The 19,953-nt window shown below is 74.6% G+C and carries 23 protein-coding genes; 4 read left to right on the forward strand and 19 right to left on the reverse strand.

From position 1 onward, the window contains the following. Nucleotides 1-9 precede the first annotated feature (9 nt). From AB0B41_RS12455 to purS, 5 genes are read right to left on the reverse strand one after another with little or no spacing between them, the layout of a single operon-like run. Nucleotides 10-459: a response regulator gene (locus AB0B41_RS12455; RefSeq protein WP_358202086.1), complete on the reverse strand. Its 450-nt coding sequence runs from the start codon at nucleotides 457-459 to the stop codon at nucleotides 10-12. After that, on the reverse strand, nucleotides 456-2,108 hold the full coding sequence (locus AB0B41_RS12460; RefSeq protein ID WP_358202088.1) for an ATP-binding protein: 1,653 nt from the start codon (nucleotides 2,106-2,108) through the stop codon (nucleotides 456-458). Before AB0B41_RS12460 ends, AB0B41_RS12455 begins: the two co-directional genes overlap by 4 nt. Further along, nucleotides 2,105-3,286 (reverse strand): SpoIIE family protein phosphatase, encoded by a 1,182-nt coding sequence (locus AB0B41_RS12465; protein ID WP_358202090.1) that lies wholly within the window; start codon nucleotides 3,284-3,286, stop codon nucleotides 2,105-2,107. The genes AB0B41_RS12460 and AB0B41_RS12465 overlap by 4 nt, the downstream gene beginning before the upstream one ends. Before the next feature lie 55 nt (nucleotides 3,287-3,341). Beyond that, nucleotides 3,342-4,028, reverse strand: coding sequence for a phosphoribosylformylglycinamidine synthase subunit PurQ (gene purQ, locus AB0B41_RS12470; RefSeq protein WP_358202092.1), 687 nt, complete (start codon nucleotides 4,026-4,028; stop codon nucleotides 3,342-3,344). Then, nucleotides 4,025-4,255: a phosphoribosylformylglycinamidine synthase subunit PurS gene (gene purS, locus AB0B41_RS12475; RefSeq protein WP_037049488.1), complete on the reverse strand. Its 231-nt coding sequence runs from the start codon at nucleotides 4,253-4,255 to the stop codon at nucleotides 4,025-4,027. Before purS ends, purQ begins: the two co-directional genes overlap by 4 nt. 109 nt (nucleotides 4,256-4,364) lie before the next feature. Here purS and AB0B41_RS12480 point away from each other — a divergent pair, with 109 nt between their 5' ends. Continuing rightward, nucleotides 4,365-5,003, forward strand: a complete 639-nt coding sequence (locus tag AB0B41_RS12480; RefSeq protein ID WP_358202094.1) for an MBL fold metallo-hydrolase — start codon at nucleotides 4,365-4,367, stop codon at nucleotides 5,001-5,003. 62 nt (nucleotides 5,004-5,065) lie between these two features. After that, complete coding sequence (locus AB0B41_RS12485) at nucleotides 5,066-6,028, forward strand: zinc-binding dehydrogenase (protein WP_358202096.1); 963 nt, start codon at nucleotides 5,066-5,068, stop codon at nucleotides 6,026-6,028. A 90-nt stretch (nucleotides 6,029-6,118) separates the two neighbouring features. Here the strand turns inward: AB0B41_RS12485 and AB0B41_RS12490 are convergent, their stop codons facing one another. From AB0B41_RS12490 to AB0B41_RS12520, 7 genes are all read right to left on the reverse strand, one after another. Then, on the reverse strand, nucleotides 6,119-6,406 hold the full coding sequence (locus tag AB0B41_RS12490) for a hypothetical protein (protein WP_358202098.1): 288 nt from the start codon (nucleotides 6,404-6,406) through the stop codon (nucleotides 6,119-6,121). Nucleotides 6,407-6,486: 80 nt separating this feature from the next. Then, nucleotides 6,487-7,236, reverse strand: a complete 750-nt coding sequence (locus tag AB0B41_RS12495; protein WP_358202100.1) for a DUF2334 domain-containing protein — start codon at nucleotides 7,234-7,236, stop codon at nucleotides 6,487-6,489. A gap of 81 nt (nucleotides 7,237-7,317) precedes the next feature. Further along, nucleotides 7,318-8,154 carry a phosphoribosylaminoimidazolesuccinocarboxamide synthase gene (locus AB0B41_RS12500; protein WP_358202102.1) on the reverse strand — a complete coding sequence of 279 codons (837 nt, stop codon included), beginning with the start codon at nucleotides 8,152-8,154 and terminating at the stop codon, nucleotides 7,318-7,320. After that, complete coding sequence (purB, locus tag AB0B41_RS12505) at nucleotides 8,151-9,569, reverse strand: adenylosuccinate lyase (protein WP_358202104.1); 1,419 nt, start codon at nucleotides 9,567-9,569, stop codon at nucleotides 8,151-8,153. Before purB ends, AB0B41_RS12500 begins: the two co-directional genes overlap by 4 nt. 19 nt (nucleotides 9,570-9,588) lie before the next feature. Then, nucleotides 9,589-10,146: a TetR family transcriptional regulator gene (locus AB0B41_RS12510; RefSeq protein WP_358202106.1), complete on the reverse strand. Its 558-nt coding sequence runs from the start codon at nucleotides 10,144-10,146 to the stop codon at nucleotides 9,589-9,591. Nucleotides 10,147-10,174: 28 nt separating this feature from the next. Then, nucleotides 10,175-10,879: a hypothetical protein gene (locus AB0B41_RS12515; protein WP_358202108.1), complete on the reverse strand. Its 705-nt coding sequence runs from the start codon at nucleotides 10,877-10,879 to the stop codon at nucleotides 10,175-10,177. A 22-nt stretch (nucleotides 10,880-10,901) separates the two neighbouring features. After that, nucleotides 10,902-11,417, reverse strand: a complete 516-nt coding sequence (locus AB0B41_RS12520) for a SigE family RNA polymerase sigma factor (protein WP_358202165.1) — start codon at nucleotides 11,415-11,417, stop codon at nucleotides 10,902-10,904. Nucleotides 11,418-11,567: 150 nt separating this feature from the next. On the opposite strand from AB0B41_RS12520, the gene AB0B41_RS12525 reads away from it, so the two are divergent. Beyond that, entirely contained in the window at nucleotides 11,568-12,713 is a 1,146-nt protein-coding gene (locus AB0B41_RS12525; protein ID WP_358202110.1) for a GntG family PLP-dependent aldolase, read from the forward strand. Here the strand turns inward: AB0B41_RS12525 and AB0B41_RS12530 are convergent. The 4 genes from AB0B41_RS12530 to purD all read right to left on the reverse strand — a co-directional run bounded on the left by AB0B41_RS12530 (nucleotide 12,631) and on the right by purD (nucleotide 16,666). Further along, entirely contained in the window at nucleotides 12,631-13,446 is an 816-nt protein-coding gene (locus AB0B41_RS12530; protein WP_358202111.1) for an ion channel, read from the reverse strand. The two genes, AB0B41_RS12525 and AB0B41_RS12530, sit on opposite strands and share 83 nt — an antisense overlap. Before the next feature lie 7 nt (nucleotides 13,447-13,453). Further along, complete coding sequence (locus AB0B41_RS12535; RefSeq protein ID WP_358202167.1) at nucleotides 13,454-14,575, reverse strand: pyridoxal phosphate-dependent aminotransferase; 1,122 nt, start codon at nucleotides 14,573-14,575, stop codon at nucleotides 13,454-13,456. Between the two features lie 265 nt (nucleotides 14,576-14,840). Further along, nucleotides 14,841-15,107, reverse strand: coding sequence for a hypothetical protein (locus AB0B41_RS12540; protein WP_358202114.1), 267 nt, complete (start codon nucleotides 15,105-15,107; stop codon nucleotides 14,841-14,843). 296 nt (nucleotides 15,108-15,403) lie between these two features. Beyond that, entirely contained in the window at nucleotides 15,404-16,666 is a 1,263-nt protein-coding gene (purD, locus tag AB0B41_RS12545; RefSeq protein WP_358202116.1) for a phosphoribosylamine--glycine ligase, read from the reverse strand. Nucleotides 16,667-16,872: 206 nt separating this feature from the next. On the opposite strand from purD, the gene AB0B41_RS12550 reads away from it, so the two are divergent. Continuing rightward, complete coding sequence (locus AB0B41_RS12550) at nucleotides 16,873-17,892, forward strand: glycerophosphodiester phosphodiesterase (RefSeq protein WP_358202118.1); 1,020 nt, start codon at nucleotides 16,873-16,875, stop codon at nucleotides 17,890-17,892. On the opposite strand, the gene AB0B41_RS12555 is transcribed toward AB0B41_RS12550, so the two are convergent. The 3 genes from AB0B41_RS12555 to arfB form a co-directional block, all read right to left on the reverse strand. Next, nucleotides 17,873-18,817 carry an alpha/beta hydrolase gene (locus AB0B41_RS12555; RefSeq protein WP_358202120.1) on the reverse strand — a complete coding sequence of 315 codons (945 nt, stop codon included), beginning with the start codon at nucleotides 18,815-18,817 and terminating at the stop codon, nucleotides 17,873-17,875. The genes AB0B41_RS12550 and AB0B41_RS12555 overlap by 20 nt on opposite strands. Nucleotides 18,818-18,822: 5 nt before the next feature. Then, nucleotides 18,823-19,326: a phage holin family protein gene (locus AB0B41_RS12560; protein ID WP_358202122.1), complete on the reverse strand. Its 504-nt coding sequence runs from the start codon at nucleotides 19,324-19,326 to the stop codon at nucleotides 18,823-18,825. 150 nt (nucleotides 19,327-19,476) lie between these two features. Then, the gene (gene arfB / locus AB0B41_RS12565) at nucleotides 19,477-19,920 is read right to left on the reverse strand and encodes an alternative ribosome rescue aminoacyl-tRNA hydrolase ArfB (RefSeq protein WP_358202124.1); all 444 of its coding nucleotides are present in this window, start codon (nucleotides 19,918-19,920) and stop codon (nucleotides 19,477-19,479) included. Between the last annotated feature and the right edge of the window lie 33 nt (nucleotides 19,921-19,953).

Genomic DNA, 19,953 nt, shown 5'->3' on the forward strand with positions numbered 1-19,953 from the left:
CCGGCTTCGTCAGCTGCCCGGCAGCTTGACCACGCTGACGAAGAAGTGGTCGATCTGCTTGATGGCCTCGATGAACCCGTCGAAGTCCACCGGCTTGGTCACGTAGGCGTTGGCGTGCAGCTGGTAGCTGCGCAGCACGTCCTCCTCCGCCTGCGACGTGGTGAGCACGATGACCGGGATCGAGCGCAGCTGCTCGTCCGCCTTGACCTCGGCGAGCACCTCCCGCCCGTCGCGCCGCGGCAGGTTGAGGTCGAGCAGGATCAGGTCCGGCCGCGGGCTGTCCTCGTAGGGCGCCTCGTTGCGCAGGTAGGCCAACGCTGCGGCGCCGTCGGTGACGACGTCGAGCCGGTTGTGCAGGTGCTCCTCGAACGCCTCGCGGGTCATGAGGACGTCGCCCGGGTCGTCCTCCACCAGCAGGACGTTGACGATGCGGGCGGGATCGGTGAGGGCTTCGGTCACGACGAGGACTCCTTGCTCGGGATCGCGCCGGCGAGGGCCGGGTCGGCGGGGGGCGGGGTGGCCGGGGACACCGGCAGCGTCAGGCGGATGGTCGTGCCGGGCTCGTCGGACTCGCCGTGGTCGACCCAGATGCGGCCGCCGTGGAACTCGACGATCTTCTTGGCGAGGGCCAGCCCGATGCCGGTGCCGGCGTAGACGTCCCGGCCGTGCAGCCGCTGGAAGATCACGAAGATCTTGTCGGCGAACTCGGGCTCGATGCCGATGCCGTTGTCCGACACCGAGATCTCCCACTCCTCGCCGCGCCGCACGGCACCGAGGCGGACGACCGGCGGCACGTTCTCGCGGTGGAACTTGAGCCCGTTGCCGATCAGGTTCATGAGCAGCTGCTGGACGAGCCCGGGGTCGCCGGGCACGGTCGGCAGCCCCTCGGGGATCACCACCTCGCCGCCGGTCTCCTCCACGGCCGAGGCCAGCTGCGCCACGGCGGCATCGGCGGCCTTGGCCAGGTCGACGGGTTCGAAGCCGGTGGTGGTGCGGCCGACCCGGGAGAAGGCGAGCAGGTCGTTGATCAGCCGCTGCATGCGCTGCGCACCGTCGACGGCGAACTCGATGTACTGGTCGGCCCGCTCGTCGAGCTTGCCGCCGTAGCGCCGCTGCAGCAGCTGGCAGAAGCTCGAGACCTTGCGCAGCGGTTCCTGCAGGTCGTGGCTGGCGACGTAGGCGAACTGCTCCAGGTCCCGGTTGGAGCGCTCGAGGTCGCGGGTGCGGTCGTCGAGCTGGGCGTTGGCCTCCTGCAGCTCGTCGACCTCGCGCTGGATGTGGGAGCGCATCGCCTCGACGTCCGCCCCGAGCTCCACGAGCTCGCGGGGGCCGCTGCCGAGCACCCGGGTCCCGACGGAGCCCTCGACGACCTGGCGGGTCTGCGCCGCGAGCCGGCGGATCGGGCTCAGGATGACCTCGCGCAGCCCGATCGAGGCGAGCACCAGGAAGACCGCGGCCACCACTGTGATCGTGATCCCGACGACGGCGAGGAAGGTGATCGCCGAGTCCAGCCGCTGGCGGGCCGCGAGCCGCTCGGTCTGCAGGTCGTCGATCAGCGTGGCCGAGGCCGTGCGGACGCGATCGAAGAGCAACCGGCCCTCCTCGGCGTCCGGCGTCGGCGTGCCGGCCCGGGCGGCCGCGACGGTGGGCTCGGCGTAGTCGCGGCGCCACGTGTCCGCGGCGGCCTCGAGCTCCTGCAGGTTCGCCGCGAGGCGCGCGCCCGGAAAGGACCGGTCCAGTGGCTGCAGCGCGGCGACGGCGGCCGCCTCGGCCTGCCGGCCGTTCACGTACGGCGCGAGGAACACGTCGCTGGCGAGGATGGTGAACCCGCGCACCCCGGTCTCCTGGTCGAGCACCGCCGACGACAGGTTCTGGCTCGCCGTGACGGCCGGGGCGACCTCGTCGTAGAGCGCGGTGCGTGCGTCGGCGATCCGGACGACGGACCAGGCCCCGAGCACGACGGCGAGCACCGAGAGCACGCCGAGGACCGTGGCGCCGACGGTGAACCACCGGCGCAGCGTCCAGCGCTGCTGCGCGTCCTCCATCGTGGCGGGATCGAGGCGCAACCGGACCGGGCCGCGGCGGCGGGGGGCGGCGGGAGCGGTCACTCGTCCTCCGCGAGATCCGTGAGCAGCAGCATGGCGACGTCGTCGGCGAGCGGGCCGCCGTTGATCCGCTCGACGTGCTCGACGAGCCTGCCCGGGAGCTCGGACATCGGGGTGTCCCGCTCCTTCCCGAGCACGTCGATCAGGCCCTCCTCCCAGAGCAGCTCGTCGGGGCGCGCGCCGCGGCCCTCGATCAGCCCGTCCGTGAACAGCAGCAACGCCCACCCCGGGGACAGCTCGAGGATCTCGGGCTCCCACTTCGCGTCCCGCAGCACGCCGAGCGGCACGCCGACGCGCGGCCGCAGCGAGACCGGGCCGGGGCGCAGGGACACGGGCGGCGGATGGCCGGCCGAGCGGAGCAGCACGCGGTCGCCGCCCTCGGGGGCCGGGTCGACCGTGAGGGTGCAGACCGTGGTGAACAGCGTGCGCTCGTGCCGCTCGCTGACCAGCACCTCCTGCAGCTTGGGCAGGACCTGCGGCTCGTCGACCCCGGCCAGTACCAGGGCCCGCCAGGACACCCGGAGCAGGGCGCCGAGCGCGGCCTCGTCCGGACCGTGGCCGGACACGTCCCCGATGATCGCGTGCACCGTGCCCGACGGCCCGCGGACGGCGTCGAAGAAATCCCCGCCGATCACCGCGCGGGTGCGGCCGGAACGGTAGAAGGAGCGGCCGTGCACGGAGCTGCCGTCGAGCAGCAGCGACGGCAGCAGGCCGCGCTCGAGCCGCACCGACTCCGCGGCCACGAGCTGCTCCTCGCGGAGCCGGACCATGCTGGCCTCGGCCCGCCGGCGCTCGACGGCGTAGCGGATCGCGCGGATCAGCACGGCCCCGTCGGCCTTGTTCTTGACCAGGTAGTCCTGGGCGCCGACCCCGACCGCGGCGATGCCGAGGTGCTCGTCGTCGAGCCCGGTGAGCACGCAGACGGCCGCGGACGGGTCTGCCTGCAGCACCTCGCGCAGCCCGTCGAGCCCGCTGACGCCGGGCAGGTTCAGGTCCAGGAGCACGCAGTCCGTGGCCGGCAGCAGGTTCCGCTCGACGACCGCGCGCACCGACTCGGCGACGGTGACCCGCACGGACGGGTCGACCTCGGCGAGCAGCTCCTGCACGAGGAAGACGTCGCCCGGGTCGTCCTCGACCAGCAGGACCCGGTGGCTGGCCGCACCGGGCAGGGGTCGGGTCACGAACGGCCTCTCGGTCGGTGGAGCGGACCGCCAGCCTAATGGGACGCAGTCGATCTCAGGCTGCGGGAGCACCCGCGAGCGTGCCCAGGACCGAGGTGAACAGACCCAGGCCCTGCTCGGAGGGCCCGGTGAGCAGGTCGATCGCGTGCTCCGGGTGCGGCATGAGACCCACGACCCGGCCGTTCTCGGAGGTCACGCCCGCGATCTCCGCCGCGGAGCCGTTGGGGTTGCCGCCGACGTAGCGGAAGACGACGCGGCCCTCGGCCTCCAGGGCCTTCAGTGTGTCCGGCGCGGCCACGAAGCGGCCCTCGGCGTTCTTCACCGGGACGAGGATCTCCTCGCCGTGGGTGAAACCGCTGGTCCAGGCGGTGTCGGCGTTCTCGACGCGGAGCTTCTGGTCCCGGCAGACGAAGTGCAGCTTCTCGTTGCGGGTCAGCGCGCCCGGCAGCAGCCCGGCCTCGCAGAGGATCTGGAAGCCGTTGCAGATGCCGAGGACCGGCAGGCCCTTCGCCGCGCCCTCGACGACCTCGCGCATGATCGGCGCGAGGCTCGCGATGGCGCCGGCACGAAGGTAGTCGCCGTAGGAGAAGCCGCCGGGGACGACGACCGCGTCGACCTCCTGCAGGTCGTGGTCGCCGTGCCAGAGGGCGACGGGCTCGGCGCCCGCGTAGCGGACCGCGCGCGAGGCGTCGACGTCGTCGAGCGTGCCGGGGAAGGTGATGACCCCGATGCGCGTGCTCATACCCGCGTCACCGTCCAGTCCTCGATCACCGGGTTGGCCAGCAGGTCGCCGGCGATGCGGTGCAGGGTCTCGTCGTCGACCGAGTCGTCGACCTCGAGCTCGAAGTGCTTGCCCTGCCGCACCTCGATGCCGGACACGCCGATCCGGGTGAGCGCGCGGGAGACCGCCTGGCCCTGCACGTCCAGGATCTCGGGCTTGGGCATCACGTCCACGACCACTCTCGCCACGCCGTCAAGCGTACGGTGAACTGCGACGACGACGGCGCCCCGCCCGGGTGAGGCTGGTGACACGCGGCCCCCACGTGCCGGGCGCCGCGCACCGGAGCAGGGTGGGGGCATGCAGCTCACGCACTACGGCCACGCCTGCGTGCTCGTCGACACCGGTTCCGCCCGCCTGCTGTTCGACCCGGGCGCCTTCTCGACCGGCTTCGAGGCCCTGACCGGCCTCGACGCCGTCCTGGTGACCCACCAGCACTTCGACCACCTCGACGCCGACCGGCTCACCGTGCTCCTGCGCGCCAACCCGGACGCCCGGCTGATCGTCGACGACGGCACCGCCGAGCAGCTCGACGGCCCGGAGTACGAGACCACCGCCCCGGGCGCGGTGCTCGAGGTCGCCGGTGCTCGGATCGAGGTGGTCGGGAACGGCGACCACGCGGAGATCCACCGGGACATCCCGATCATCCGGAACAACGGCTACCTGGTCGACGACACCCTCCTGCACCCCGGCGACGCCTACGTCCGGCTGCCCGAGGGCCGCGACCCCGTCGCCACCCTGCTGCTGCCGACGGGCGCGCCCTGGCTCAAGGCCGGCGACGCCGTGGACTACCTGCGCGCCATGACCCCGCGCACCGCGGTCCCGATCCACGAGGCGGTGCTCGCCAACCCCGCGATGCACTACGGGCTGTTCACCAACCTCGCGCCGGAGGAGACGACGGTCGAGGTCCTGGACCGGGAGAAGGCGACCGCGGTCTGACCCCTTGACCTCAACCGCACTTCACCTCCGAGGGTGGGTCGGCGACGACCCGAGGAGGAGACGTGCTGGTCATCAGGGTGGACGAGTTCGGCGGGCCCGAGGTACTGCGGCCGGTGGATGTGCCCGACCCGGTCGCGGGGCCGGGCGAGGTCGTGGTGGAGGTCGAGGCCGCCGGCGTGCTGACCCTCGACACGATCATCCGGCGCGGCGCCGCCGGCCCGCGGTTCGCGACCCCGCTCCCCTACGTCCCCGGCCGCGGGGCAGCCGGCCGGGTGCGGGCGGTGGGCGAGGGCGTGGACCCGGTCTGGTTGGGGCGCCGCGTGCTGGCCGACGTCGAGGACGGTGCCTACGCCGAGCAGCTCGCCGCGCCCCTGACCTCCGTCCTCCCCGTCCCCGACGGGGTCGGCGCGGCCGAGGCGATGGTGCTGCTGCACGACGGCGGCACCGCGCTGGCCCTGTTCGGCGACCTCGGCGTGCGGCCCGGCGAGCGGGTGCTCGTCCTGCCGGCGGCCGGCGGGGCGGGCAGCCTGCTCGTGCAGCTCGCGCGCTCGACCGGGGCGCGGGTGATCGGTGCGGCCCGGGGCGCGGAGAAGCTCGCGTTGGCCCGCTCGCTCGGCGCGGACCTCGCCGTCGACTACGGCGATCCGGGCTGGGCGGACGCCGTTCGCCGCCGCGTCGGCCAGGTCGACGTCGTGCTGGACGGCGTGGGCGGCGAGCTCGGCCGGGCCGCGTTCGGGCTGGTCGGCGAGGGCGGACGCTACTCCAACTACGGCGTCGCGGGGGGCGGGCCGACCGAGGTGGACCCGGGGGAGGCGCACTCCCGAGGGATCGACGTGCGGGGGACGGAGCAGCTCGCCGGGTTCGGGGGCGGCCGGCGGGCCCGCCAGGAGCGGATGCTGCGGGAGGCGGTGGCGGGCCGGATCCGGCCGGTGGTGGGGCGACGCTTCCCGCTCGCGAAGGCGGCGGACGCGCACGCCGCGCTGCAGGACCGCGAGGTCGCCGGCAAGGCCGTGCTGGTCCCCTGAGCCCCGGGTCGGCACCTCCGGGCCGCACATCCCGGGACGACGGGGATGTGCGGCTCGGAGGACCGGGGGTGCCGACCCGAGCCCGCGGCTCTACTTCTGACCGAGGTCGAGCCAGGCGTACTCACCCACGAAGCGCTCCAGCACCGTGGCGTCGATGTTGTCCTTGGCCCACTGGCGGGCGACCTCGTCGGCGGCCTCGGCCTCCGCCTGCGACGCCCAGGCGCTCATCGAGATGATCTTCCCCTCCTGGGCCATCACCCCGTAGGCGAGGTAGCCGGGCTGGGCCTGCATGAGCGGCAGGACCCCGGCCTTCGCCTTGTCGATCATCTCCTGCTCGTCACCGGCGAACGAGTAGATGACACAGCGGCCGTGCGGCATGTCCCTCTCCCTTCTCGCGGTCGTGCGGGAGCCGGACAGGGTCCTCCGACGATCGTGGAAGCGCCAGGGCCGTCGGGGCCTCAGGCGGTGCGGGCCGCCGGGGCGGCCGCGGACAGCGCGGCGTAGGTGGCGGGCCAGGCCCCCTCGGCGAGGACGGCGTCGACCGTCCCCAGCACCGTGCGGACCCGGTCGGGGCGGCGGAGGTCCTTGGCGCGCACGCCGATCCGCACGACACCGGCGCGGCGGGCGATCCGCACGGCCTCGGCGTGCAGCAGCCGGCAGCGCCAGGCCTCGGCCCGCCGCCGCTCGTCGCCGGACACCACGGCGTCGAGCCGGAAACCGAGGGCGCGGGCCCGCAGGAGCACGCCGTCGTCGAAGAGGTGGACGCCGCCCTCGTCCAGGCACATGCGGAAGCCCTGCTCGCGCACCGCCTCGACGGTGCCGGGCGAGGCGAGCCAGCGCGGCGCGGCGAACACGGCGGTGCCGAGCCCGAGCCCGGTGAGCGCGCGCCGGGCGGCGGTGAGCCGGAGGCCGGCCTCGTGCCGGGGCAGGGCGGCGAACTCGCCCTTGCGCCCGACGCCCCCGCGCCGCGCGGGGTCCGGGGTGTGGTCGTAGCCGTGCAGGGCGAGCTCGTCGGCACCCCGGGCGCGGTCGCGCAGCCAGGCCAGCAGCTCGGGCGACGGCGGCCCGTCCGGCGAGGCGGGCTGCACCAGGTGGGTCAGCGGGACGCCGCGCAGGTCGAGGTCGTCGGCCAGCGCGCGGGCGCGGGGCAGGGCGTCGGACCGGGCGTCGGTGAGCCCGGACAACGAGACGACCAGTCGGGCAGGCATGCCCCGAAGGGAACGCTCCGCAGGTGAACGGCGCCGGACCTCGTCGTGAGTGGCAATCGTCGCTATGGCGACTATCGCCACTCACGGGCTCCAGGGGGTGCCGGTGATCCGCTCGTAGACCTCGGCGTAGCGGGCGCGGACGGCCGCGACGACCTCCGGCGGGACCGCGGGGCCGGGCTCGGTCTTGTCCCAGCCGGTGGACAGCGCCCACTCCCGCGCGTACTGCTTGTCGAAGCTGTACTGCGGGCGGCCGGGCTCCCACTGGTCGGCGGGCCAGAACCGCGACGAGTCCGGCGTGAGCACCTCGTCGCCCAGCACGATCCGCCCGTCGGCGTCCCGGCCGAACTCCAGCTTGGTGTCCGCGAGCAGGATCCCGTTCTTCTCCGTGATCTCCGCGCCCATCCGGTAGACCTCGAGCGTGAGGTCCCGGATCCGCGCCGCGGTCTCGGCCCCGACCAGGTCCTCGACCTGCGCGAACGTGATCGCCTCGTCGTGCTGCCCCTTCGGCGCCTTGCTCGACGGCGTGAAGATCGGCTCCGGTAAGCGCGACCCGTCCTCCAGCCCGGGCGGCAGCGCGATCCCGGACACGGTGCCGGTCTCGCGGTACTCCGTGAGCCCGCCGCCGGTCAGGTAGCCGCGGGCGACGCACTCGACGGGCAGCATCTCCAGCCGCCTGCACCGCACCGCCCGCCCGGCGAACTCCGCGGGGACGTCCGTGGAGCTCAGGACGTGATGCGGCACCAGGTCCGCGACCTTGTCGAACCACCACAGGGAGAGCGAGGTGAGGATCTTGCCCTTGTCCGGCACGGGCGTCGGGAGGATGACGTCGAACACCGAGAGCCGGTCCGACGCGACCAGGACGATGTCGCCCCGGTCCTCGTAGATGTCCCGGACCTTGCCGGAGTGCAGCAGCTTCACAGGATCGCTCCGGGGGTGTAGGCCGCGGCCTCGGGCAGCGCGTCGGTGATCTCCGCGACCTGCGCGACGACCGCGGCGACCTGCGCGGTCGCGGCGCCGGTGAAGGACAGCGGGTCGGCGAGCAGCCCGTCGAGCAGGCCGGCGGGGAGCCCGAGCCGCTCGTCGGCCTGCAGGCGTTCGACCAGGTCGTTGTCCTGCTGGCCCTTCTCCCGCATGGCGAGGGCGACGCCGACCGCGTGCTCCTTGATCACCTCGTGGGCGGTCTCCCGGCCGACCCCGGCGCGCACCGCCGCCATCAGCACCTTGGTGGTGGCGAGGAAGGGCAGGTAGCGGTCCAGCTCGCGGGCGATCACGGCCGGGTAGGCGCCGAACTCGTCGAGAACGGTCAGGGTGGTCTCGTACAGCCCGTCGAGGGCGAAGAAGGCGTCGGGCAGCGCTACCCGGCGGACGACGGAGCAGAACACGTCGCCTTCGTTCCACTGCGCGCCGGCCAGCTCGGCCGCCATCGACGCCGTGCCGCGCAGCACGACCATCAGCCCGTTGATCCGCTCGGCGGACCGGGTGTTCATCTTGTGCGGCATCGCGCTCGACCCGACCTGGCCGGGCTTGAAGCCCTCCGTCGCGAGCTCCTGGCCCGCCATCAGCCGGATCGTGGTGGCGAGCGACGACGGCGCCGCGCCCAGCTGCACGAGCAGCGAGCAGACGTCGTGGTCGAGCGAGCGCGGGTACACCTGCCCGACGCTGGTGAACACGCCTGCGAAACCGAGGTGGTCGGCGACGCGCGTCTCGAGGTCGATGAGCTTGGCCGCGTCGCCGTCGAGCAGGTCGAGCATGTCCTGCGCGGTCCCGACGGGGCCCTTGATGCCGCGCAGCGGGTACCGGGCCCGCAGCTCCTCCAGCCGCCGGTACGCGACGAGCAGCTCGTCGGCGGCGGAGGCGAAGCGCTTGCCGAGCGTGGTGGCCTGGGCCGCGACGTTGTGGCTGCGGCCGGCCATGACCAGCTCGGCGTACTCCGACGCCCGCCGCGCCAGCCGGGCCAGCACCGCGACCGTGCGGTCCCGGACCAGCTCCAGCGACAGCCGCATCTGCAGCTGCTCGACGTTCTCGGTGAGGTCGCGGCTGGTCAGGCCCTTGTGCACCTGCTCGTGGCCGGCGAGGGCGTTGAACTCCTCGATCCGGGCCTTCACGTCGTGCCGCGTCACGCGCTCGCGCTCGGCGATCGAGGCGAGGTCGACCTGCTCGACCACGCGCTCGTAGTCGGCGACCGCCTGCTCCGGCACGTCGACACCCAGATCGCGCTGCGCCTTGAGCACCGCGATCCACAGGCGCCGCTCCAGCACGATCTTGTACTCGGGCGACCAGATCTCGACCAGCTCGGGGCTCGCGTACCGCGCGGCCAGCACGTTGGGGATCACGTCTGACCAGGGTACGTGGCTACAGAACGCGCAGGAGCGCCGCCCGCGCGGTGGCCCGCGGGTCCGGGTCGGCCTCGATCAGCGCGGACAGCACCGCGCCGTCGACGACCTCGATCACCCGCCGCAGTCCGTCCGCGTCGAGCCGGTGCCCGGCGCGGGCCAGGGCCTCGGTGAGCAGGCCGTCGAGCTCGGCGCGCAGGGTGCGCATGAGCGGGGCGAGGTAGGGCCGCCGCCCGGCCCCGACGAGCTGCTCGTAGCGCAGCAGCACCGCGTCGAGCCCGCCCTTGCGGGAGTCCCGGCCCAGCAGCTGGTCGAGCACCAGCTCGAGCGGGTCGGGCTCGGTGCCGGCGTCGAGCTCCGCACGGCCGGCCGCGAGGTCCTGCCGGCTGGTGAGCTCGACCGCGGCCGTGACCAGCTCGTCGAGCGAGTCGAAGTAGTACGTCGTGGAGGCGAGCGGGAGCCCGGCGCGTTCGGCGACCGCACGGTGCCGGACGGCGCCGAAGCCGCCCTCGCGGAGCAGCTCGCCCGCGGCCTCGGTGAGCGCCTGCCGGCGGCGCTCGCCCTTCTCCGTGGTCACGCCGCCAGTCTGCCCTGTGCTCCCCCGCTCACAGCCGGGGGCCGAGCGCCTCCGCCAGCGGCCGGACGTCGTCGGCGAAGGGGACACCGCCGGAGTCCGCGTCGCCGCGCGAGGTCACCACCACGGTGCCGCCCGAGGCGGTCGGCACCTCCGCGGTGACCCAGCCGACGGCGGTCGCGGTCTGGGCGGGCGGCTGCCCCGCCGGGGTGTAGACGACGGTGAACAGGCCGGTGAGTGCACCGTCCGTCACCTCCAGGTTCACCTCGCGACCGCCCCCGGGCCGGCAGATCATCGTGGTCGGCGCCTCCCGCGCGCCGGCCAGCCCCGGCAGCGCCGCGTCGGCCAGCGCCCGCAGCTCCGGGTCCTGCGGGTTCACGCAGTCCCCCGCGGCCGGGCCCAGCGGCGCTCCCGATCCGGGTGCCGACGGGGCTGCCGCGGCCCGCGGTGCCGCCGCGTCGGCCGCCGATCCGGGTCCCGCCTGCTCGGCCCGCTCGGGCGCCGGGGCCGCCGCCGAGGTCAGGGTCCCCCCGTCGCGGGTCAGCACGACCCCGGTCGTCACCCCGCCGGCCAGCACGATCACCGCGGCCGCGACACCGCCGGTGACCAGCATCCGGCGGCGGCGGGCGAGCCGCCGCGAGCCCGCGAGCACGTCCTCGTGGTCGAAGCCGGCCTCGGGCGCGTCCTGCACGGCGGCCCGGAAGGCGGCCGCCAGCCGGTCGTCGTCGTTCTCCATCCGGGTCACCTCCTCGTCCCGTTCATCCGGCGGCCCGCAGGTCGTCGAGCGCGTCCCCGAGGATCGCCCGCAGCGCCGCCAGCCCGTGCGCGGTCTGGCTCTTCACCGTGCCGGTCGAGCAGCCGAGCGCCTCCGCCGTGGCCGCGACGTCGAGTCCCTCCAGGTACCGCAGCACCAGGACCGCGCGCTGCCGGGCCGGCACCGCGCGCAACGCGTCGACCAGCGCCGTCCGCGTGGCGACCCCGTCGGCCGACGGGCCCGTGGCCGCGCGGTCCGGGGTGGTCTCGACCGGCCGCTCGCGGCGCCAGGGCCGGCGCGACTCGTCGACGACCGCCCGGACCAGCGTCCGCCGCACCCAGGCGTCGAGCGCCTGCGGATCCCGGATCCGGTGCCAGTGCCGGTGCAGCGCGACGAACGCCGACTGCGCGTGGTCGTCCGCCCGGTGCCAGTCCCCGCACAGCAGGAAGGCCGTGCGGCGCACGGCGTCGCGGCGCGCGCGGAAGTACTCCGCGAACGCGCGCTCGGCGGCGTCGTCCACCCGGTGCCCTCCCTTCGTCACCCCTGATGACGGTGCGGACGCCGACCACGGTTGCATCCCGCCGCCGACCTCACCCGCCCGGCCCAACGTCGTGACCTTTTCGTGACCCGGCGAGACCGAGCGTGGGAGGGACTGACAGAATCCCGTCCGATGCGGACCCCGACGCGATCCCGGCGACCTGCGGCGAGAGCCGTCTCCTCGGCCGTCTCCGCCCGGGCCAAGGCGAGCAGGCCGGATCCGGACGCGCCGATCGACCTCAGGTCGGACACGGTCACCCGGCCGACCCGCGAGATGCGCGCGGCGATGGCCGACGCCGAGGTGGGCGACGACGTCCTCGACGGCGACCCCACGCTCCGCGAGCTGGAGGAGCGGGTCGCGGGGATCCTCGGGGCGTCCGCCGCCCTGTGGACGCCGAGCGGCTCGATGGGCAACCTCATCGCGCTGATGTCGCACCTGCAGCGGGGCGACTCGTTCCTGGCGCCGAAGGGCGCCCACGTGCTCGACGCCGAGCTGGGTACCGCGGCCTGGCTGGCCGGCGGCATGCCGCAGCCGCTCGACCACGACGCCGGACCCGGCAAGGTCTCCGCCGCCGCCGTCCGCCGCGCCGCGGGCACCGCCGGGCCGTACTACACGCTGCGCACCCGACTGCTGTGCCTGGAGAACACGCACAACGCCGCGGGCGGCACCGTCACCCGGCCCGAGGAGCACGCGAAGGTCGCCGGCGCCGCGCGGGCCGCCGGCCTCGCCGTGCACCTCGACGGCGCGCGGCTCTGGCACGCCGCCGTCGCGCTCGGCGTGCCGCCTGGCGCGCTGACCGTCGGGTCCGACACCGTGCAGGTCTGCCTGTCGAAGGGCCTCGGCGCACCGGTCGGGTCGGTCGTCGCCGGGTCGGTCGAGTTCGTCGAGGAGGCCCGGCGGCTGCGCAAGATGCTCGGCGGCGGGGTCCGGCAGGGCGGCGTGCTGGGCGCGGCGGGGCTGGTCGCGCTGGACCGGATCGACCGGCTGGCCGAGGACCACGCCCGGGCGGCCACGCTCGTCGCCGGCCTGCGCGAGCGCGGCTGGCGGGTGCAGGAGCCCGAGACCAACATCGTGCTGGTCACGGTGTCCGACCTGGCCGGGACGATCGCCCGGTTCGCCGAGGCCGGGGTGCGGGTCAGCGCCATGTCCGGGAAGGTCCGGCTGATGACCCACGCCGACCTCACCGACGCGGACGTCAGCGCGGCGCTGGATCGGATCGGACCGCTGGAGCGGGCCGTCCGGCAGCCGGCGGCTCCAGCGCGTCGAGCCGCGCACTGAGCCGGCGCACCTCCTCGAGCAGCAGGTCGATCTTCTGCTCGGACTCGGCCAGCTCGCTCTCCGTGCGCTCGGCCGTCGTCTCCGCGGTGCGCCGCAGGTTCTCCACGAACCAGCTCGCGATCGACGCCGTCACCACACCCAGCAGCGCGATCCCGGCCACCATCAGCGTCGCCGCGATGATCCGCCCCTCGACCGTGACCGGGTAGCGGTCGCCGTAGCCGACCGTCGAGATCGTCGTGATCGTCCACCAGACCGCCTCGCCGAAGGTCGTGATCGACGCGTCCGGGGCGCCGCGCTCGGCGTCGTACACCGCGAGCGCCGCGACGAACCCGACGAGCGCCACGGTGCCGGTCACGTACAGCGCGACCCGGCCGCGGAAGTCGTCCCGCAGCTGGCGGTTCAGCACGCTGATCACCGTGACCAGCCGCAGCACCCGCAGCTGGCGGAACATCGGCAGCAGCAGGATCGCCAGGTCGAGCAGGTGCGTGCCGACGAACCGCACGCGCCGCCGGGCCAGCGCGAGCCGGATCAGGTAGTCCACCCCGAACACGACCCAGACCGCGGTGAGCCCCGCGTCGACGGCCGCGCGCGTGTCCGGCGGCAGCGAGGTGTCCAGCACCGTCCACGCGTAGCAGGCCAGGAACGCGACCGCGAGAACGGTCAGCGGCCAGTCCATCCACCGGTTCCAGGCCGCGATCCGCGGCTCCTCGCGCTGTGCGTCCGCACGGGTCATGCGGCCACTATGACCGCTTCGCCACGAAGGGCCGCAACCGCTCGAGCGCCTCGGCGATCGGCTCGGTCGCCCCGGCGAAGGACAGCCGCACGTACCGGTGACCGTCCACGGGGTCGAAGTCGACGCCGGGCGCGACCGCGATCCCGGTCTCGTCGAGCAGCTCGTAGGTCAGCCGCATCGAGTCCTCGGTGAGGTGGCCGACGTCGGCGTAGACGTAGAAGGCCCCGTCGGCGGGCGCGAGCCGCTCGATCCCCAGTGCCGGCAGGCCGCGCAGCAGCAGGTCCCGGTTCACGGCGTAGCGCTGCACGTGCGAGTCCGCCTCGGCGTAGGACTCCGGGGTGAAGGCGGAGACGGCGGCGTGCTGCGGGAGCGCGGGCGGGCAGACGGTGAGGTTGCCGGCGAGCCGGTCGACGGCCCGGCGCAGCCGCTCCGGCACCAGCAGCCAGCCCAGCCGCCAGCCCGTCATCGAGAAGTACTTCGAGAAGGAGTTGACGACGATCGCCTCGCGGGAGGTCTCCCAGGCGCAGGCCGTCGCGGGCGAGCCCGCGTAGCCGATGCCGTGGTAGATCTCGTCGCTCACGAACTGGATCCCGCGCTCCTCGCAGTAGCGCGCGAGCGCGGACAGCTCCGCCGGGTCGAGCACCGTCCCGGTCGGGTTCGCCGGGCTGGCCACGATCAGGCCCTTCACCGGCTGGTCGAGCTCCTCCAGCATCGCGACCGTCGGCTGGAACCTGGTCTCCGGCCCGCACGGCAGCTCGACGACCTCGCAGCCCAGCGCGGTGAGGATGTTGCGGTAGCAGGGGTAGCCGGGGCGGGCCATGGCGACGCGGTCGCCGGCGTCGAACGCGGCGAGGAAGGCGAGGAGGAAGCCGCCGGACCCGGCGGTGGTGACCACGACGTCGTCGGGGTCGACGGCGAGGCCGTAGGCGTGCCCGTGGTGGGCGGCGATGCCGGACCGCAGCTCGGGGATGCCGAGGGCGACGGTGTAGCCGAGCACCTCGGTCTCCAGCGCCGCCGCGGCGGCGGCCCGGACGGGTGCGGGTGCCGGGGTGGAGGGCTGCCCGGCGGAGAGGTTGATCAGGTCACCGCGGGTGCGCTGCCGCTCGCCGGCCGCCGCCCAGACGTCCATGACGTGGAAGGGGGCGATGCCGGACCGGGCCGAGGGGCCCGCGATCCCGGGGTTCAGGGAGGTCACGCCCGCGAGCCTAAAACTCCCGTCCGGGCGGTGCGGTGCCGCCGCCGGGGACACCGCACCGCGTCACGCCCGGCCGTGAGCCCCTGGTGCCGGACGCGGAGGCCGGACGGCTCCGGACGGGTCTTCGGGGGACCCGCCCGGGCACCGTGGCGACCGGTGCCGGACGACGGTCAGGAGAGGTCCGCCGCCCGGCGGCGGATCAGCTCTCGAACTGGCCCGTCAGCACACCGACGACGTCGAAGATCTGCTTGTCGGTGGCGGCGACGGTCTCGTCGACGTACTCGAGGGCCGGCTCCAGCGGCGGGGTGCCGTGGGTGACGTTCTCGTCGAGGTAGGCGCCGACCGGGGCCAGCTCGGCCGCGGAGGCCGGGCCGGCGACCGCGAGCATCGCGGCCGGGGCGGCGACCGCCGCGAAGCCCAGCTTCGCGAGCGTCGGACGGGTGGTGCGGGGAGCGTGCGAACCCATGGGATCTCGCTTTCGGGGGATCTGATTCCTTCGGTACGCCGGGCACCACGGTGTGCGCGACGACGGAGGAACCCTGGCCGTCCGGCGACTCGGTGATCAACCTCCGGCGAACGGGTTTACACGCTGTTTGCACGCTGACAACTTCTGCCACACGGCACAGTTCGCTAGGCCGAACGGGCTACGCACTGGTCACCGGACTTCCGGCACGTTTGCCGGATTCGGGACCTCGCGAGCGGCCGGCCGCAACGGCGGCGACACACCGCGGAAACCTGGGCCACGGACGCGTGAAGCGAAGATCACCGTCCGGGGATCGTGATCTCGCCCTTCTCCGCCCGCAGCGCGATGTCCGTGCGGTGGTGCGAGCCCGCGAGGTGGATGCCCTCCACCCGCCGGTAGACGTCGGCACGCGCCGCCGCGAGGTCCGGCCCGGTGCCCACCACGGACAGCACGCGGCCGCCCGCCGAGACCACCGCGCCGTCGTCCCGCCGCCGGGTGCCGGCGTGCAGCACGCCCTCGCCCTCCGCCCCGCTGATGACGTCGCCGAGCCGCGGCGTGCCCGGGTACCCCTCGGCGGCCACGACCACCGTGACCGCCGCGCCGTCGCTCCACTCGAGCGGTGCGTGGTCGGCGAGGGCACCGGTCGCGACGGCGTGCAGCACCCCGGCGAGCGGCGTGCGTAGCAGCGCCAGCACCACCTGGGTCTCGGGATCGCCGAAGCGGCAGTTGAACTCGATGACCGCCGGGCCGTTCGAGGTCAGGGCGAGGCCGGCGTACAGCAGGCCGCTGAACGGCGTGCCGCGCCGCGCGAGCTCGTCGGCGACCGGCTGGACGACCCGCTCGACCAGGTCGTCGACCAGGCCCTCGCCGGCCCACGGCAGCGGGGCGTAGGCGCCCATGCCGCCGGTGTTGGGCCCGGCGTCGCCGTCGCCGACCCGCTTGAAGTCCTGGGCGGGGACCAGCGGCACCACGGTCGTGCCGTCGACCAGGCAGAACAGCGAGGCCTCGGGGCCGTCCAGGAAGGCCTCGAGCAGGACCGGGTGTCCCTCGTCCAGCAGGTGCATGGCGTGCGCCCGCGCGATCTCCAGGTCCTCGCTGACCACCACGCCCTTGCCGGCCGCCAGCCCGTCGTCCTTGACGACGTACGGCGGGGTGAAGCCGGCCAGCGCGGCGTCCAGGTTCGCCGGGTTGTCCACGACGATCGACGTGGCCGTCGGCACGCCGGCGGCGGCCATGACGTCCTTCGCGAACTGCTTGGACCCCTCGATCCGGGCCGCCGCCGCACCCGGGCCGAACACCGGGATGCCCGCCTCGCGGACCGCGTCGGCGACGCCGGCGACCAGCGGCACCTCCGGCCCGATCACCACGAGCCCGGCGTCCCACTCCCGGGCCAGCGCCACGACGGCGGCGCCGTCACGGGCGTCGAGCCCGTGCTGCTCGGCGACCGCCGCGGTCCCCGCGTTGCCGGGGGCGCAGGCCAGCGCCGTCACCTGGGGGTCCTGCGCCAGGGCGAGGACGAGGGCGTGTTCTCGGGCTCCGCTCCCGACGACCAGTACGCGCACGGGGCACGAGCCTAGACGTCGCGGCGCCGGACCCCGTCCCCGCCGCATGATCCCGCTCACCCGTCCGGGGCGTGTCGCCCTCCGTCGTGAGTAGCCTCGCGAGCCGCCGCCCGGCGTTCACGTGATCGACGCCCGGCGGCCGCATCCCCGACCCCCCGTCCGCGCAGGCTGGGAACGAGCCGTTTCCCGGCGAAAGGACACCCCCCGTGCCCACCGCGCTGCTCACCGCCCCCGCGACGCGCGCCCCTCTCGTCATCGCCCACCGCGGCGCCCCCGGCCACCGGCCCGAGCACACGCTCGCCGGCTACGAGCTGGCCGCGCGGATGGGTGCGGACTACCTCGAGCCCGACCTGGTCAGCACGGCCGACGGTGTGCTCGTCGCGCGGCACGAGCCGATGATCGGCGGCACCACGGACGTCGCGGCGCACCCGGAGTTCGCCGACCGGCGCACCGTCCGCACGATCGACGGGTTCACGGTCGAGGACTGGTTCGCCGACGACTTCACCCTCGCCGAGCTGCGCACCCTGCGGGCGGTCGAGCGGCTGCCGCTGCTGCGCCAGGGGAACACGGTCTACGACGGCCTGTTCCCGGTCCCGACCTTCGACGAGATCCTCGACCTGCGCGCCCGGCTCTCCGTGGAGCTGGGCCGCGAGATCGGCGTCTACCCGGAGACCAAGAGCCCGACGTACTTCGCCGCCCGCGGGCTGGCGTGCGAACCGGCGCTCGTCGCGGCGCTGCGCGCGCACGGCCTCGACCGGGCGGACTCGCCGGTCTTCGTGCAGTCCTTCGAGACCGCCAACCTGCGGGCGCTGCACGAGGAGATCCCGGTGCAGCTCGTCCAGCTGCTCGACGACGTCGGGGCCCCGGCCGACCTCGTCGCCGCCGGCGACCCGCGCACCTTCGCCGACCTCGTCCGGCCCGCCGAGCTGGCCGGCATCGCCGAGTACGCCGCGGCCATCGGGCCCGCCAAGGAGCTGGTGATCCCGCCGGACGGCGAGCCGACCACGCTCGTCGCCGACGCGCACGCGGCCGGGCTGCTCGTGCACGCCTACACGTTCCGCAACGAGAACTCGTTCCTGCCGACCGGCATGCGGCGCACCGATCGCGAGGCCGACCACGGCGACGTGCTGGCCGAGTACCGCGCCTTCCACGCCGCGGGCGTCGACGGCGTGTTCTCCGACTACCCCGACACCGCGGTGGCCGCGTTCAGCCTCGTGCCTGCCTGATCCCGTCCAGGATCGCGGCCGTGGTGGCGGCCGGCCGCTCCTGGTGCGGGAAGTGCCCCGTGCCGGGCAGGACGTGGTGCACGAACGGCCCGGTGACCCAGCGGGGCGAGACCTGCGCCGTGCGTTCCAGCAGGCAGGGATCGTCCGCGCCGTGGATCTGCAGCACGGGCACCTCGGCGGGGCGGGCGACGGCGGCCGCGAACCGGCGGCCCTCGGCGCGGAACTGGGAGCGCAGCGCCCAGCGGTAGTACTCCAGGCTGCAGTGCGCCACCGTGGAGATCAGCATGGCCTCGCGGTTGCGGCGCGCGGCCTCGGCGAAGTCCGGGGTGTCCGGCCAGTCCGGACCCGACCAGGCCCGCATGATCCGCTCGACCCGGGCGCCGCCGTCGGCGCGCAGGGAGCGTTCGGGATGCCGCGGGAGCTGGAACCCGAGGGCGTAGCTCGCGGTCGCCCGGAACTGCCCGGCGGGGTCGCGCACCGCCGAGGCGCGGATCGCCAGGGGGTGCGGCGCGTCGACCACCGTGAGCGTGCGGACCAGCCGCGGGTGCAGGGCGGTGAGCGTCCAGGCGATCAGCCCGCCCCAGTCGTGCCCCACGACGTGCGCCTTCGGCTCGCCCAACGCCCGGATCAGGCCCGCGACGTCGCCGGCGAGGGTCCACAGGTCGTAGCCGCGGGGCGGCTTGTCCGAGTCCCCGTAGCCGCGCAGGTCCACCGCCACCGTGCGGAACCCCTCGGCCGCGAGCGCGACGAGCTGGTGCCGCCAGGACCACCAGAACTCCGGGAAGCCGTGCAGCAGCACGACCAGCGGGCCCTCGCCCGCCTCCACGGTGTGCAGCCGGATGCCGTTGGCGGACACCGACCCGTGTCGCCAGGGGCCGGGGACCCGGACGGACGACGGCTCGGGCCGCGGACCTCCCCGACCCATCCGGTTCAGCGCGTGGTGCCGTCCAGCTGGGGCGTCCCGTTCGAGTGGGCCCTGCCCCGGCTCTGCAGCACCTCCGCCGTCTCCTTGAGCGAGGAGATCGTGCGTTCGGGCTTGCGGATCTTCTTCACCCGCAGGTAGCCGATCAGCGCCGCCACGCCCGCGGCGATGATCATGATGCCGAAGACGATGCCGAAGGCCGCGGCGCGGTTCAGCCAGATCGACAGCAGCTCGCCGATGGCGAAGAAGAAGAAGAACAGGCTGAACAGGGCGATGACCAGCGCGACGATGAAGAAGACGCTGCCCTGGACACCCTTCTTGACCTCGGTCGTCACCTCGGCCTTGGCCAGCTCCACCTCGGAGCGGATCAGCGTCGAGACATGGGTGGTGACGTCGCGGACGAGGGCGCCGATCGACTGCTCGCCGGAGCCGGGAGCGGGCTCCTTCGACAGCGGGATCGACGGCAGCACGGGCGGGACGTCCGTGCCACTGGAGCTGGTCGGGGTGGCCACCGCGGTGCCTCCTGCGTGTGTCGAGCGGATCCGCCGCACCGGCGCGGGCCGGTCGGCGAGTGGTCATCGTGCCACGGCGACCGGCGCGGTGCCTGGGCGGATGCGCGGTCCACCGTGGTCTTCCCCGGATCGTGGACGCCGAACCGGCGATCACTCGTCGGGGCGGGCCCGCAGCCTCTTGACGGCGCCGCGGCGGGCCTTCGCGTCGAGCCGCCGCCGTTGCGACCCCTTCGTCGGCCGCGTGGGCCGCCGCGCCGGCGGATCGGCCGCGGTGGCGGCGCGCAACGCCTGGGCGAGCCGTTCGCGCGCCGCCTCGCGGTTGCGGAGCTGGCTGCGGTGCTCGCTCGCGACCACCGTGAGCACCCCGTCGACCAGCCGGCCGCCGAGCCGGGCCAGGGCCCGTTCCCGCAGGTCGTCGGGCAGGCTGGGCGAGCTCGCGACGTCGAACGACAGCTCGGCCCGCGAGTCGGTGGTGTTCACGCTCTGCCCACCCGGGCCGGACGAGCGGGAGAACCGCCAGCGGAGCTCCCGCGCGGGCACGACGACCCCGCGGCGCACGAACACGCCGTCGTCGAGCTCCCCGGGACCGGTCACGGAGGCAGGATGCCCCACCTCACCCATGAGCGA

The sequence above is a fragment of the Pseudonocardia sp. NPDC049154 genome (assembly GCF_040648315.1).
In the GTDB taxonomy this organism is placed as follows: Bacteria; Actinomycetota; Actinomycetes; order Mycobacteriales; family Pseudonocardiaceae; genus Pseudonocardia.

Bases quoted from the DNA above. Each gene is read 5' to 3' on its own strand.
- AB0B41_RS12515 (WP_358202108.1), bottom strand. From the start codon at position 10,879: ATGGAGAACGACGACGACCGGCTGGCGGCCGCCTTCCGGGCCGCCGTG.
- AB0B41_RS12555 (WP_358202120.1), bottom strand. From the start codon at position 18,817: ATGGGTCGGGGAGGTCCGCGGCCCGAGCCGTCGTCCGTCCGGGTCCCC.
- AB0B41_RS12535 (WP_358202167.1), bottom strand. From the start codon at position 14,575: ATGGACGTCTGGGCGGCGGCCGGCGAGCGGCAGCGCACCCGCGGTGAC.
- AB0B41_RS12495 (WP_358202100.1), bottom strand. From the start codon at position 7,236: ATGCCTGCCCGACTGGTCGTCTCGTTGTCCGGGCTCACCGACGCCCGG.
- AB0B41_RS12525 (WP_358202110.1), top strand. From the start codon at position 11,568: ATGCGGACCCCGACGCGATCCCGGCGACCTGCGGCGAGAGCCGTCTCC.
- AB0B41_RS12530 (WP_358202111.1), bottom strand. From the start codon at position 13,446: ATGACCCGTGCGGACGCACAGCGCGAGGAGCCGCGGATCGCGGCCTGG.
- AB0B41_RS12490 (WP_358202098.1), bottom strand. From the start codon at position 6,406: ATGCCGCACGGCCGCTGTGTCATCTACTCGTTCGCCGGTGACGAGCAG.
- AB0B41_RS12480 (WP_358202094.1), top strand. From the start codon at position 4,365: ATGCAGCTCACGCACTACGGCCACGCCTGCGTGCTCGTCGACACCGGT.
- AB0B41_RS12540 (WP_358202114.1), bottom strand. From the start codon at position 15,107: ATGGGTTCGCACGCTCCCCGCACCACCCGTCCGACGCTCGCGAAGCTG.
- purQ (WP_358202092.1), bottom strand. From the start codon at position 4,028: ATGAGCACGCGCATCGGGGTCATCACCTTCCCCGGCACGCTCGACGAC.